The sequence below is a fragment of the Ruegeria sp. HKCCD6604 genome, from assembly GCF_013110635.1.
Classification (GTDB): Bacteria; Pseudomonadota; Alphaproteobacteria; order Rhodobacterales; family Rhodobacteraceae; genus Ruegeria.
Map to the genome: position 1 here is coordinate 368,525 of NZ_WVQW01000002.1, position 13,208 is coordinate 381,732.

The 13,208-nt window shown below is 59.5% G+C and carries 14 protein-coding genes; 11 read left to right on the forward strand and 3 right to left on the reverse strand.

Annotated elements, in window-relative coordinates; genetic code table 11:
* Window positions 1-30: 30 nt before the first annotated feature.
* From ggt to GS614_RS09890, 3 genes are all read right to left on the reverse strand, one after another.
* Window positions 31-1,608: a gamma-glutamyltransferase gene (ggt, locus tag GS614_RS09880; RefSeq protein ID WP_171726141.1), complete on the reverse strand. Its 1,578-nt coding sequence runs from the start codon at window positions 1,606-1,608 to the stop codon at window positions 31-33.
* Between the two features lie 216 nt (window positions 1,609-1,824).
* Complete coding sequence (locus tag GS614_RS09885; protein WP_152459248.1) at window positions 1,825-2,274, reverse strand: ATP-binding protein; 450 nt, start codon at window positions 2,272-2,274, stop codon at window positions 1,825-1,827.
* Between the two features lie 21 nt (window positions 2,275-2,295).
* Window positions 2,296-2,634 carry an STAS domain-containing protein gene (locus tag GS614_RS09890; protein WP_117872067.1) on the reverse strand — a complete coding sequence of 113 codons (339 nt, stop codon included), beginning with the start codon at window positions 2,632-2,634 and terminating at the stop codon, window positions 2,296-2,298.
* 102 nt (window positions 2,635-2,736) lie between these two features.
* Between GS614_RS09890 and GS614_RS09895 the strand changes: the two genes are divergently transcribed.
* From GS614_RS09895 to GS614_RS09945, 11 genes are all read left to right on the forward strand, one after another.
* Window positions 2,737-3,909 carry an acetyl-CoA C-acyltransferase gene (locus GS614_RS09895; RefSeq protein WP_171726142.1) on the forward strand — a complete coding sequence of 391 codons (1,173 nt, stop codon included), beginning with the start codon at window positions 2,737-2,739 and terminating at the stop codon, window positions 3,907-3,909.
* Window positions 3,910-3,981: 72 nt separating this feature from the next.
* Window positions 3,982-4,437, forward strand: a complete 456-nt coding sequence (locus tag GS614_RS09900; RefSeq protein ID WP_171617253.1) for a GAF domain-containing protein — start codon at window positions 3,982-3,984, stop codon at window positions 4,435-4,437.
* Window positions 4,438-4,578: 141 nt separating this feature from the next.
* Window positions 4,579-5,328, forward strand: coding sequence for a hypothetical protein (locus GS614_RS09905; protein ID WP_171726143.1), 750 nt, complete (start codon window positions 4,579-4,581; stop codon window positions 5,326-5,328).
* Window positions 5,329-5,661: 333 nt separating this feature from the next.
* The gene (locus tag GS614_RS09910) at window positions 5,662-6,231 is read left to right on the forward strand and encodes a helix-turn-helix domain-containing protein (RefSeq protein ID WP_171726144.1); all 570 of its coding nucleotides are present in this window, start codon (window positions 5,662-5,664) and stop codon (window positions 6,229-6,231) included.
* Window positions 6,231-6,854 (forward strand): LysE family translocator, encoded by a 624-nt coding sequence (locus tag GS614_RS09915; protein WP_171726145.1) that lies wholly within the window; start codon window positions 6,231-6,233, stop codon window positions 6,852-6,854. Before GS614_RS09910 ends, GS614_RS09915 begins: the two co-directional genes overlap by 1 nt.
* 4 nt (window positions 6,855-6,858) lie before the next feature.
* A complete protein-coding gene (locus GS614_RS09920; protein ID WP_171726146.1) occupies window positions 6,859-7,239 on the forward strand; it encodes a GFA family protein in 381 nt (126 codons plus the stop codon).
* Between the two features lie 15 nt (window positions 7,240-7,254).
* A complete protein-coding gene (locus tag GS614_RS09925) occupies window positions 7,255-9,702 on the forward strand; it encodes an FAD-dependent oxidoreductase (RefSeq protein ID WP_171726147.1) in 2,448 nt (815 codons plus the stop codon).
* A gap of 15 nt (window positions 9,703-9,717) precedes the next feature.
* Window positions 9,718-10,194: a cupin domain-containing protein gene (locus GS614_RS09930; protein WP_171726148.1), complete on the forward strand. Its 477-nt coding sequence runs from the start codon at window positions 9,718-9,720 to the stop codon at window positions 10,192-10,194.
* Window positions 10,195-10,206: 12 nt separating this feature from the next.
* A complete protein-coding gene (locus GS614_RS09935) occupies window positions 10,207-11,259 on the forward strand; it encodes an alcohol dehydrogenase family protein (protein WP_171726149.1) in 1,053 nt (350 codons plus the stop codon).
* 11 nt (window positions 11,260-11,270) lie between these two features.
* The gene (locus tag GS614_RS09940) at window positions 11,271-12,164 is read left to right on the forward strand and encodes a homocysteine S-methyltransferase family protein (RefSeq protein WP_171726150.1); all 894 of its coding nucleotides are present in this window, start codon (window positions 11,271-11,273) and stop codon (window positions 12,162-12,164) included.
* Between the two features lie 5 nt (window positions 12,165-12,169).
* Window positions 12,170-13,147 (forward strand): GlxA family transcriptional regulator, encoded by a 978-nt coding sequence (locus GS614_RS09945; RefSeq protein ID WP_171205295.1) that lies wholly within the window; start codon window positions 12,170-12,172, stop codon window positions 13,145-13,147.
* Window positions 13,148-13,208: the final 61 nt, after the last annotated feature.

The window sequence follows — 13,208 nt, forward strand, 5'->3', positions numbered from 1 at the left end:
CCGAACCGGCGGGCGTAGGTCTGCCGCAGATCAGTATCCAAGCGCACAGCCGTCCTTGCGTGGGTCGCTGGCGCCTTCAAAAACGCCGTCGTTTCGGATTCGGATCGCTTGCGCTCCGCCAAGAGGTGTTTCCGGCACTTCAATATTGTGGCCGATATCGGACAATTGTTTCGCGATCGCCTCGCTGTACCCACGTTCCAGTTTCAGAACCGATCCGTCAAAGAAGGCGCGCGGCGCATCGATGCTTTCCTGCAACCCAAGCCCGAAATCGGTAAGATTTGACACGAAACGCGCGTGTCCGGTTGGCTGATAGGCACCGCCCATGACACCAAATGGCATCGTGACCCGACCGTTCTGCGCCAACATTCCCGGAATGATCGTGTGCATCGGGCGTTTGCCGCCGCCCAGTTCGTTGGGGTGGCCGGGTTGCAATGTGAATCCTGCCCCGCGGTTTTGCAGCAATATGCCGTATTCTTCCGACGCGATACCGGATCCAAAGCTGTGAAAGATCGAATAGATCAGCGAAACAGCCATTTGGTCGCGGTCGACGACGGTGATGTAAACCGTGTCCTTGTGAACCGCTTCGGTCAGAGGCGCCGCAGCAGGCATCGCCTTTTGGGGATCGATCAAAGCAGCCAGTCTGGCAGCGATATCCGGATCCAGAAAGCGCTCCACTCTTGCCATGTGGTCGGGATCCGCGATGAACCGGTTTCGAGCGTCATAGGCCAGTTTGGTGGCCTCGGCTTCGATATGAATACGCTCTGCTCCGAATGGATCCATCGAGGCCATGTCAAAATGCTTGAGGATATTCAGCAGCAAAATCGCGGTTGCGCCCTGGCCGTTCGGCGGGTGTTCCACCAGATCCACACCTTTGTAGGCCCCAGGTATCGGCTGCGTTTCAGTACATCTTGTGTGATGAAAATCCTCAGCGGAATGGACACCACCCCTTTCCGAAAGCGCGGTGATCATATCGTCGGCGATTTCACCTGAATAGAACGCGTCGCGCCCGTGGGCCGCGATCTGGCGCAAAACCTCCGCCTGTCCCGGCGCACGGAAAACCTGCCCGATCGACGGGGCTTGCCCGTCAATCAGATAGTGGTCGCGGGCGGCGCCCTGAAGTGTTGCGGCACCCGATTTCCAATCGAAAGCGACCCGAGGAGCCACCGGAACACCCGCTTCAGCATAATGAATCGCCGGTTTCAAAATCGCGCCCAACCCCAGGCGACCCTCGGTCTGGGCCAGGTGGCAGAAGGCATCGACGGCTCCGGGAATGGTCACGGCATCCGGCCCATTCAAAGGTACGGATGACAGGCCCTCATCGCGCAACACCTGGGAGTGCGCGGCAGCCGGCGCGCGACCCGATCCGTTGAGTGCGCGTATCCTGCTTTCGCCGGCGCGATTGAACAGAACGAAGCAATCGCCGCCCAATCCGGTCATCTGAGGTTCGCAAATCCCCAAAAGAACAGCCCCGGCAATCGCGGCATCCATCGCGTTGCCGCCCTGGCCCAAGATATCGATGGCCACTTTGGCCGCCAGCGGATGCGACGTCGCGCACATGCCTTGCGTGGCAAAAACTTCGGATCGGCCCGGATTATGCAGATCACGCATGGCGAATTCTCTCTCGTTGGAACAAGAGAAAGCTATTCACTGATCAGCGATTGTCCAGCGATTTCAGGATGGGAAGTTCCTCGGCGCCATTCACTGGGTGGGGGCTGTGATATGTGGCGCCGAGGGAAGCTATCTGAGCTACGAGTCACTGTATGGCGGCTGTTTGCGGCGCGACAATGTTTCGAAAATGACCTTATTGTGACCAATTATGGTCGATCACCCGTTGGGTTCAAAGTCAAACCGCAGGGACAGACGGTTGCATCCCCCGCGCCGCTCGTACCTGATATCACTGGTGAGGCGATGAATCAGGAACCAGCCGAACCCACCTTCGGGGAGGTCTTGCAGATCCGTTCCAATCGGAGCGGGGGTGCCATCCGGAAGTCGGTATCCAGGCAGCGGGCGCCCCGTATCCGAGATCAAGATGTCCAGAAGATCCCTGTCCAATCTGCAGGTGACCTGAACCTTGGCCGCAGCGATGCCATTGTAAGCGTGTTCCACGACGTTGTTGATGGCTTCAGCCAAAGCAATCTTCACATCACCGGCTTTATGCGGGGGCAATCCCCGTTCCGCCAGACCGACGCTGAGCTTTGCAATGCCCTCGCTGGCCTCTGATTCCGTCGCAGGGAAGGTCAATTCCAGACAGGTCTTGTTTTCAATCGGCTCCACGCCATCTATCCCCTGCTGCCGTCAGGCGTCTGTCTCTGACAACGCGTCATCCAGTGTTTCAAAAAGCCTGAAAACCGTATCCATGCGTGTCAGGCGAAAAACTTTTTCGACCACTGGCTGCAATCCGGCCAGATCAAGCCTCCGGTCCTTGCCCAGCTGTTTCATGGAGGCAACGATTGCACCCAGACCGCTGGAGTCAATGAACTCGACATCGGACAGATCCAGCACAACGCGATGAGCGCTGTCCTCGGTATTGGCGCGCATGTCTTCCTTGAACTGAATGGCCATTGCAGCATCGATCCGGTCGGCATGAACGGTGATGATCTGAGTTTCGCCGGTTGTCTTGCTGGTCAGCCCCATGATCCTGCCGCCTTCCAAACTGAAATTGAGTCGTAGAAATACGCTAGACGGCAATTCTTACCATTCGGTATTCAAGAGCCCGAAAGCAGGAGGAAAACCCGGATGAGAGACGTTGTTATAGCAGGGGCCGCCCGTACACCGATGGGCGGGTTTCAAGGCATGTTTGACGGTGTTGCTGCGGCTGACCTCGGGGGCGAAGCAATCCGCGCGGCTTTGCAGCAGGCAGGGGTGCAGACGGTCGACGAAGTGCTGATGGGCTGCGTTTTGCCGGCGGGGCAGGGCCAGGCACCTGCGCGGCAGGCCGGATTCGCGGCGGGATTGGGCGAAGAGGTTCCCGCCACGACGCTGAACAAAATGTGTGGTTCGGGGATGAAGGCCGCTATGATGTCCTTTGACCAAATTGCATTGGGTCACGCAGATACGATGGTTGCGGGCGGCATGGAAAGCATGACCAACGCGCCCTATCTTCTTCCAAAGATGCGCGGCGGTGCCCGCATTGGCCACGGCCAGGTGGTTGATCACATGTTCCTCGACGGCCTTGAAGATGCCTATGACAAAGGCCGCCTGATGGGGACTTTCGCCGAAGACTGTGCCGAGGCGTATCAGTTCACCCGTGAAGCACAGGATGAATACGCGCTGCAATCTTTGTCCAACGCGCTGTCTGCGCAGGAAAATGGCGCATTCGATCAGGAAATCACGCCCGTTACCGTCCGGACCCGAAAGGGTGAAACTCTGCTGGAGACAGATGAGCAGCCAAAATCCGCCCGCCCCGAGAAGATCCCGACGCTGAAGCCTGCGTTCCGCAAGGACGGTACGGTGACGGCGGCCAACTCGTCTTCGATTTCGGACGGCGCGGCGGCGCTGGTCCTTGCGTCGGCAGAAACCGCCGAAGCGCAGGGCATGACGGTTCGGGCCCGGATTTTGGGGCATGCGAGTCATGCTCAGGCGCCCGGCCTTTTCACGACGGCTCCGGTTCCGGCGGCGCAGAAGCTCTTGTCACGCATTGGCTGGAGCAAGGATGACGTCGACCTGTGGGAAGTGAACGAGGCCTTCGCGGTTGTTCCGATGGCATTCATGCACGAAATGGGCTTGCCGCGAGACAAGGTGAATGTGAATGGCGGCGCCTGCGCCCTGGGCCATCCCATCGGTGCCTCTGGTGCCCGCATCATCGTTACGTTGTTGAATGCGCTGGAAAAACGTAACCTCAAACGGGGCGTCGCGGCGATCTGCATTGGCGGGGGGGAAGGCACGGCCATTGCCATCGAACGCGTTTGACCCTTCATCTTTTTCCAAATACTCCGGGGGTTCGGGGGCCGTGCCCCCGACCATCCGAAGGGGTTGCAATCAATGACTGCCGATTATGAGACACTTGCCAAAACCATCGCGGCCCTGACCGAAGGCGAAACGGACCAAGTTGCTCTTATGGCCACTGTCGCCTGCGAGGTTCACCATTCCGACGATCGTTTCGACTGGACCGGGTTTTATCGTGTCACCGAACCGGGCGTTCTGAAAATCGGCCCCTATCAGGGTGGGCATGGTTGTTTGGTCATCCCGTTCGAACGGGGCGTCTGCGGTGCAGCCGCAAGAACGGGCGAAACGCAACTGGTGCCGGATGTCGATGCGTTTCCGGGTCACATCGCCTGCGCCAGCTCAACCCGGTCCGAACTGGTTCTGCCCGTGCGGGATTCGTCGGGAAAAGTCATCGCCGTTTTTGACATTGACAGCGACCAGCCGGATGCTTTCACGCAACAGGATGCGCAAAACCTGGAAGACATTCTGACCGCCGTGTTTGCCGGGCACTGACCGTTGCGGTCGTTGCTGATGTGCATCAACCCAAGGGATTCCCGGGCGATCGTACGGCCCGGCTGACTTCGTCTTGCAGGCTTTGAAGCGATCTCCTATCAAAATCCATAGCGAAGTTTCGTTTTGGGGTGTTTCTCAGGGATGCAAGAGTCTGACATCAATCCGACGGTCGCGGATGAAGCGCCTCCAAAAGGGATCAGACGCGCCCATATGGCGACATTCCCGGATCGCATCGGCGTATTGCCCCATTCGGTGGCAAGCATCGCGCATCAAGTCGACAGGGTTTTCATCTGCCTGAACGAATATCAGGAAGTTCCCGATTTTCTGGGCGAGTTCGACAACGTCACCGCCGTGATCCCTGACCGGGATTACAAGGATGTCGGCAAGTTCATTTTCCAGCCGGATCCGGCAGATACCGTTTTTCTGGTCGACGATGATATCGAATATGCGGACAACTATGTCCGTCAGACCATACGCCGGGCGCGGGGCGTCGGACTGGAAAAGCGTGTCTTCGGCTATCATGCCACGACGTTCACAAACCCGACGCCCAGGTCGATACGGCAGCGCACGTTGTTGCGTATGAACCAACGGCTGACCTACTCGACCAGGGTACACCAGTTGGGAACCGGAACCGTCATGGTGTCCGGGTCGATGTTCCCGACACTGGAATACATGGAAGGCAGCGAGAAGTTCGTCGACGTGCGTTTTGCCCGTTACTGTTTCGAAAACGGCATCGAAATGTGGACGCTGCCCAGAAATCGCCGCCGATTTCCCAGCTTGCTTGCCGGGCTTGAGCCGGAAAAGCGCGAAACGATCGCCGACAGTTTCACCCGTCGCTGGCCTCAACATGTGTTGGATGAAGTGAAGGTTTTTGCCGGCCTTCAATTCTAAAGCCGGGCGGGCTTTGCACGATTCAGGCTTTTCCAAAACTATCTCTGTCGCGAAGGGTTTCCCATGTCGCCGCAGCGCGACGGGGGAACGATATGTGCTGTCTTTTTGAAATGAAGCCCTTGTACGGCAAAAACTGAAATCCGGCTGCTGCGCCCCTGCGGTTTTTCTGGTGTTTCAGGGGCCTGTGCGCCTGCTGGTCCTCAATTCTGTCTTTCGCACACGATGAGGATCGACACCCCATTGAAACCGGGCGTGAAAAAACGCTTGGAAATTTCACCGTCTTGCTTCATCGTGAAAAACGAAGGAAGAATTTCATGAGATTCGGAGCGGCCTGTGAACAGCCAAGCCCCCCAAAGCGCGACCCTTGGTGCTGACCTGAGGGCCTTGCGCAAGGCCCGAGGGTTGACCCTGACCGAGATTGCAACTCGGCTGGATCGCTCTGTCGGTTGGTTGAGCCAGGTTGAGCGCGATTTGTCCGAGCCTTCAATCTCGGACCTGCGCCAGATTGCCGAATGCCTCGGCGTGCCCATGTCGATGCTGTTTGCGCATTCCGCTGCCCCCGCAGACGAACAGGGCTACGTTGTGCGCGCCGGGTCGCGTCGCCCGATGGGGTCGGGCGAAGAAGGGCTGATCGAAGAGTTGCTGTCGCCGGATCTGACCGATGATTTCGAAATGGTGCATTCCACTTTCGAGCCACATTCACGGATGCAGACGCCAGCCAATCGCCCGACGCAGGAAGTGGGCTATATGATCTCGGGTCGATTGAACCTGACGATCGGGGCGCGTGAATTCCTGGTGGGGCCTGGTGACAGCTTTCGGATCAAACACGAACCTTATCAATGGGCCAACCCATATGATGAGCCTGCCGTGGCCATCTGGGTCATTGCTCCGCCGGTGTACTGATGTCGTTTGAGGCCTGGACCATATTCGCGCTGTTCTGGGTGGTATTCGTCACCACTCCGGGGCCGAACGCGGTCAACTGCATCTCGAACGGGATGAGCCTGCCATTTCCAAAGGCGATGATGGGTGTATTGGCCATCCTGACACAGGCCAGCATGTTTTTGATCCTGTCCGCGCTGGGCGTCACAGCCCTGATTGCCGCTTCTCCGACCGGTTTCTTCATGGCCAAGCTGGTCGGAGCGGGCTTTCTGATCTGGCTGGGCGTGCGGGGGTGGATGAACGCAACAAAGCCCGCACCGGTTTCAGAGCGCCCGGCCCGGCACGTTTACCTGCACGCGCTGGCAGTGGCCACGATCAACCCCAAAAGTGTCGCCGGATATCTCGCGGCGTTCTCGCAATTCGTTCAGCCCGAGGTTCCGATCTGGCAGCAGATGGTCGTGATCATGCCAACCGCGCTGATCATCACCACGCTCAGCTATACCGGTTTCACCGTGTTGGGCGCCTTGATGGGCAAGGCGGCGCTGGGCGCGGTGTTCAATATCTGGGTGCGCCGGGTGATGGCGGCCTGTTTCATAATTTACGGCGTGTTGTTGGGAACCAGCACAGCGCCTGCGGCAAGGGGGTAGTCTTATGTACAGCGGGTCCTGCCTTTGCGGTTCAGTTGCTTTCACCATCGACGGAGACCTTTCTCCGCCTTCGATCTGCCATTGCGGGCAGTGCCGAAAGCAATCCGGCCATGTCTGGGCCTCGACCACGACCCATCAGGACAACCTGAGTTTCTCGGCCCGCGACACGCTGGAATGGTTCCGGGCGTCAGACATCGCACGGCGCGGGTTTTGCAGCAAATGTGGCTCGTTTCTCTTCTGGCAACATAACCAAGAGGACACGATTTCGATTTCCATGGGCGCATTCGATGCCCCCACGGGCCTAAAGCTCTCGAAGCACATCTTTGTGGCTGACAAGGGCGACTATTACGACATCACGGACGATCTGCCCCAACGGGCACAGTAACAGGGACCAAGACACATGAGTGATTTTCCGACAAAAGCCCGCGTGGTCATCATCGGTGGCGGTGTGGTGGGGGCTTCCTCGCTGTATCATCTGGCCAAGAAAGGCTGGACCGATTGCGTTCTGCTGGAAAAGAACGAACTGACCGCAGGCTCGACCTGGCACGCGGCCGGTAACGTTCCGACCTTTTCGACCTCGTGGGCGATTATGAACATGCAGCGCTATTCGACCGAGCTGTATTCGCGTCTGGGCGAAGAGGTCGACTATCCGATGAACTACCATGTTTCGGGGTCGATCCGTCTGGCGCACAGCAAGGAACGGATGCAGGAGTTCCAGCGGGCCATGTCGATGGGTCGCTATCAGGGAATTCCGATGGAGATGTGGACGCCGGAGCAGGCCAAGGCACGCTACCCTTTCCTGGAAACTCATGATCTTGAGGGAGTCCTGTATGACCCGACCGACGGTGACATCGACCCGGCGCAGCTGACGCAGGCGCTGGCCAAGGGCGCGCGTGACATGGGCCAGAAGATCATTCGGTTCTGCCCTGCCACAGGCGTGAGCCAGCATGACGACGGCACCTGGACCGTCCACACCGAAAAGGGCGATATCGACTGCGACTATGTCGTCAACGCCGCCGGCTACTACGCGCAGCGTGTGGGTGAATGGTTCAAGCCTTATGGTGGTCGCACCGTGCCAGCGATGGTCATGAGCCACCAGTATCTGCTGACTGACGAGATCCCCGAGGTCGAGGCCTGGTCGAAGGAAAACGGTGGCAAGCTGCCGCTGCTGCGCGACGTGGATATCTCCTACTACCTGCGACAGGAAAAGCACGGCTTCAACCTTGGCCCATACGAGCCCAACTGCAAGGGCCACTGGATGACCGAGGACGACCCGATGCCCGAGGATTTCAGCTTCCAGCTGTGGAACGACGATCTGGACCGGATCGAGGACATCGTCACCGACGCGATGGAGCGGGTGCCGCTGATGGCGACCTCGGGCGTGGGCCGCGTGATCAACGGGCCGATCCCTTATGCGCCCGACGGCCTGCCGCTGATTGGCCCGATGCCCGGCGTCAAGAACGCCTTCGAGGCGCATACCTTCACCTTCGGCATCGCCCAGGGCGGCGGCGCTGGCAAGGTGCTGGCCGAATGGATCGTGGATGGCGCCACCGAATGGGATATGTGGGCCGTCGATCCGCGCCGCTATACAGACTACACCGATCAGGACTACTGCAACCAGAAGGGCATGGAGGTCTACGGCAACGAATACGCCATGCACTTCCCGCATCATGAATGGCCCGCCGCGCGCGACAAGAAGCTGTCGCCGGTTCACGCCAAGGTCAAGGAACTGGGCGGCGTCATGGGCGTCTACAACGGCTGGGAGCGCGCCAACTGGTTCGCGCAACCGGGCGATGACACCTCCGAGGAAAGCACCCACACCTGGGGCCGGTCCGGCCCGTGGGAGCAGCGGATCAAGGAAGAATGCGAGGCCGTGCGCGACCATTGCGGCGTGCTCGACCTGCCGGGTTTCTCGCGGTTTGTCGTCAAGGGCGAAGGCGCGGCCGAGGCGCTGCGCGGGCTGGTCACCGGTGGCCTGCCCAAGGTGGGCCGGATCAACCTGGTCTACATCGCCGACGATCGCGGCCGCATCCTGACCGAGATGTCCTGCATGCGCCTGGGTGAGGATGACTTCGTGATGATCACCGCCGCCACCGCGCAATGGCATGACCGCGACATCCTTGTGAACGCGATGCCCGCGGGCGTCACCGTCGAGGACGTGACTACCACCCGCGACACGCTGATCGTGACCGGGCCGAAATCGCGCGAGATCCTGTCGGGCTTGACCGATGCCGACCTTTCGTTGGGCTGGCTGACCCATCAGGCCGCCACCGTGGCCGGACAGCCTGCGCACCTGATCCGCGTGTCCTTCGCCGGTGAACTGGGCTGGGAGGTGCACGCGTTGAACGAGCACATGCCCGCGATCTATGACGCGATCCTTGCCGCCGGGGCCAAGCCGTTTGGCATGTATGCGCTGAACAGCCTGCGCATCGAAAAGGGATACCGCGCGTGGAAGGGCGATCTGAGCACCGACTACTCGCTGCTGGAAGGTGGGCTGGAGCGCTTCGTCAAGTTCGACAAGCCGCAGGACTTCCCGGGCAAGGCCGCGTTGCTGGCCGAAAAGCAGCGTGGAGTGAAGAAGTCTTTCGTTACGCTGGTCGTCGAGGCCGGTGACTGCGATGCGCCTTACATGTCCTGCATCTGGCAGGGCGATCAGATCGTGGGCGAAACCACGTCGGGCGCCTGGGGCTATCGTGTCGGCAAGTCCGTCGCGCTGGGTATGATCAAGTCAGAACTTGCAAACCCAGGTACCGAGCTCGAGGTGGAAATCTACGGCCAGAAGTGCCGCGCCGTGGTACAGGAGGATCAGCCGCTGTGGGATCCCGCAAACGAGCGGCTGCGCGCCTGACAAAAGGAGGCCCATATGCGCCCGCGATATTCCAAGCAGGGACCCGGTGAGGGTCCCAACTATGACTGGGAGAACGACCATACCTTCGTGAAGGTTTCCGGTCAGGACACGGGCGGGGCGTACACCCTGATGGAAGACAACTTGAAGGCCAGCTTCGCGCTTGGCCTTCATCGCCACGACAGCCACGCCGAGACTTTCTATTTTCTCGAGGGCGCCGTGGATTTCTACGTCGACGGAGATTGGCACCTGTGCACGCCGGGCACCACCATGCATGTTCCGCCGGGTGTGCCGCATGCCTGCCGCGTCGCCGACAACAAACCGGCACGAATGCTCATGATCTTTCAACCCTCCGGGTTTGACGGTTTCCTTGCGGAACTGGCAACCATGACCCAGGCAGATTTTGAGGACGAGGCCAAGATGGACGATCTGAATGCCCGCTACGACATCGTGCCGATGGGGCCGGTTCCGCACCATCCCGATGACCAGACCTGAGAAGCCAGCGAAATGAATGCTCCAAAGACGATGTGCGGTGTCTATCTGACCGGTCACGGTAGTCCCGAAGTTCTGGAATGGCGTAAGGATATTCCGGTTCCGGTGCCCGGGCCCGGGCAGGTTCTGGTCCGCGTGGTTGCGGCGGGCGTCAACAATACCGACATCAACACGCGGATCGGATGGTATTCCTCGGACGTCACCGGCGCGACGGACGCGGTTGACCAAGAGGTCGAAGCCGGCGGTTGGGGCGGCGCGCTGTCCTTTCCCCGCATTCAAGGCGGAGATCTTTGCGGCATAGTCGAGCAGATCGGGCCGGGTGCCGGGTTCAAACCGGGGCAACGCGTGACCTGCCCGATCAACCTGCCGCGCCCGCGCCCGGGAAACCCGCAGGGCTTCATTGCGCTGGGTTCCGAAATCGACGGGGCTTTTGCGCAGTACTGCCTGGTTGAAGCCGATGATCTCTATGACGTCAGCGCCTCGCCCCTTTCGGATGTGGAAATCGCCGCCATTCCTTGCGCCTTCGGGACGGCGGAAAACCTGCTGACCCGCGCAGGCGTGACTGCCGGGCACAAGGTGCTGATCACCGGCGCCTCGGGTGGCGTCGGGCTGGCGGCGGTGCAACTGGCCGCCCTGCGCGGGGCGTCGGTTTGGGCTGTAACAGCGGGCACGAAAGCCGAGATCGTGAAATCCCAGGGGGCCGAGAATACGTTTGACCGGAACGACCCGCTTCCGCAGGATATGTTCGATGTGGTGATCGACGTTGTGGGTGGCCCGGCCTGGCCATCGCTGATCCTTTCCCTGAAATCCGGCGGGCACTATGCCGTTTCGGGGGCAATAGCAGGCCCGATTGTCGAAGCTGATCTGCGGGACATATATCTGCGCGACATCACCATACATGGGTGCACGCACCAGGCGCCCGAAGTCTTTGACCGTCTTGTTGAACTGGTGAATACCGGACGGATCAAGCCACTGGTTTCCCGGACCTATCCGTTGAAGGATATTGGTATTGCACAGGCTGATTTTCAGTCAAAGACTCTTCCGGGAAAACTGGTATTGGTGCCCTGAGGAGTAATGACATGGCGGATATCACTCTTTTGGACGGCTCTATCGGGCAGGAACTGGTAAAACGCAGTGGCGACCGGGCGACACCGCTGTGGTCGACGCGCGTGATGATCGATCACCCCGATTTGGTCGCGGAAGTGCACCGCGATTATTTCAGCCGGGGTGCGACGGTCGCGACAACCAATACTTATGCCGTCCATCGCTCTCGTCTGGTGCGGGTGGGGATGGAGGATCATATGCCTACCCTGATCGACACCGCCCTGACACAGGCCGTACGTGCCCGAACGGAAACCGGGGGGCGGATTGCGGGTGCACTGGGGCCATTGCTCGCTTCATATCGCCCCGACCTTAACCCGGACCCTGCGGACGCGGCTGAAAAGTTCGCCGAACTTGTGGCCATGATGGCCGCGCGGGTCGATCTGTTTCTGATCGAGACCGTATCTTCGATACAGGAAGCCGAGGGCGCAATGCGTGGCACGGCCGGATGCGGAAAACCGGTTTGGCTGTCCCTGTCGGTCAATGATGACGATGGCAGCCTTCTCAGGTCCGGCGAAGCGTTGGCGGACATTGCTCCGCTGGTGGAAGAGTTTTCACCCGATGCCGTGTTGATCAACTGTTCCCGCCCCGAGGCGATCCCGGCGGCGCTGGAGGTTCTGTCCGGCGTGAATCGGCCATACGGGGCCTACGCCAATGGTTTCACGCATATTTCGGATGGCTTCCTTCAGGATGCGCCGACCGTGGATGCCCTGCAAGAACGGCATGACCTTGGCCCCGGGCCTTATGCGGATCAGGTGATGCGGTGGATCGATCAGGGGGCAACGATTGTTGGCGGGTGCTGCGAAATCGGGCCGGATCATATCGAAGAACTGGCGAACCGGTTGCGGGCCGCCGGTCATAACATCGTTTGAAGAAAATGGCGGCAGAATCTACTTCGGACGCTCCAAAACAGGCCATCCGGCATTTCGACATCCTTGTCGCGCCGGGTTTCGTGCTGTTGGAGCTGGCGTCGTTGGTAGAGGTATTGAGGCTGGCCAACCGCGTATGCCCAAGCCCTCCGTTCACCTTCACCTATCGCTCGCTCAAAGGTGGCCCGATTGCCAGCAGCAGTAACGCCGTGGTTCAAACAGAAGCGGTGCCGTCACAGCCGAGGGCGGATTACCTGTTCGTAATCGGCAATTCAGACCCGGACCATCCGGATTTGTCGTTGGGGCGGGTGGTGTCGGACTATACCTTCCGGGACGCCAAGGTGTTCCTGCTGGCCGAAGCCGCCAGCCGCTATATCGACGAGCAGGGAACAGCCGACCTGGCAACCCATTGGGAAAACGCATCGTTCCTGCGGGAACGCGGCGCCCGGTTCGAAGCCAAACTGTCGATCGCAACCGAAAAGGGCGCGGTTGTGACATGTGCCGGGATGGAGGCCACGACGGATATCGCCTTGGCGGTGATCGGGCGCCATATCTCGGGGCCTGCGAAGATGACCGTGGCCGACATCATGCTGCATGAGAATATCCGCGATTTCGCTTCGATGCAGCCATTCTCGGGCGCCAAATTGACGGCGACAGGCGATTCGAAGCTGGATCAGTGCATAAAGCTTATGCAGGCCAATATCGAAGACCCCCTGCCGATCAATCAGATCGTCGAATCGCTGCACCTGTCGAACCGGTCCCTCGAGCGTAAGTTCAAAACCTTTTTTGGAACCACTCCCAACGGATTCTACCGGGAAATGCGACTGGCCAAGGCAAATAACCTGTTGCTGAACACCACGATGAGCGTACGCGAAATTGGTTTGGCCTGTGGTTTTCCGAACGGGTTTTCGTCTGTTTACAAAAGCTTCTTCGGGGTCACGCCCTTTGTCGTACGTCGGCAAAAGCGAGCGGCATCACATCGGTGAAAACTGCGGATTTCGTGACGTTTTTGGTGCATTTGTTGTCGATCTTCCGTGGCAACCTATG

Bases quoted from the DNA above. Each gene is read 5' to 3' on its own strand.
- ggt (WP_171726141.1), bottom strand. From the start codon at position 1,608: ATGCGTGATCTGCATAATCCGGGCCGATCCGAAGTTTTTGCCACGCAA.
- GS614_RS09890 (WP_117872067.1), bottom strand. From the start codon at position 2,634: ATGGGGCTGACCAGCAAGACAACCGGCGAAACTCAGATCATCACCGTT.
- GS614_RS09895 (WP_171726142.1), top strand. From the start codon at position 2,737: ATGAGAGACGTTGTTATAGCAGGGGCCGCCCGTACACCGATGGGCGGG.
- GS614_RS09900 (WP_171617253.1), top strand. From the start codon at position 3,982: ATGACTGCCGATTATGAGACACTTGCCAAAACCATCGCGGCCCTGACC.
- GS614_RS09905 (WP_171726143.1), top strand. From the start codon at position 4,579: ATGCAAGAGTCTGACATCAATCCGACGGTCGCGGATGAAGCGCCTCCA.
- GS614_RS09915 (WP_171726145.1), top strand. From the start codon at position 6,231: ATGTCGTTTGAGGCCTGGACCATATTCGCGCTGTTCTGGGTGGTATTC.
- GS614_RS09920 (WP_171726146.1), top strand. From the start codon at position 6,859: ATGTACAGCGGGTCCTGCCTTTGCGGTTCAGTTGCTTTCACCATCGAC.
- GS614_RS09925 (WP_171726147.1), top strand. From the start codon at position 7,255: ATGAGTGATTTTCCGACAAAAGCCCGCGTGGTCATCATCGGTGGCGGT.
- GS614_RS09930 (WP_171726148.1), top strand. From the start codon at position 9,718: ATGCGCCCGCGATATTCCAAGCAGGGACCCGGTGAGGGTCCCAACTAT.
- GS614_RS09935 (WP_171726149.1), top strand. From the start codon at position 10,207: ATGAATGCTCCAAAGACGATGTGCGGTGTCTATCTGACCGGTCACGGT.
- GS614_RS09940 (WP_171726150.1), top strand. From the start codon at position 11,271: ATGGCGGATATCACTCTTTTGGACGGCTCTATCGGGCAGGAACTGGTA.
- GS614_RS09945 (WP_171205295.1), top strand. From the start codon at position 12,170: ATGGCGGCAGAATCTACTTCGGACGCTCCAAAACAGGCCATCCGGCAT.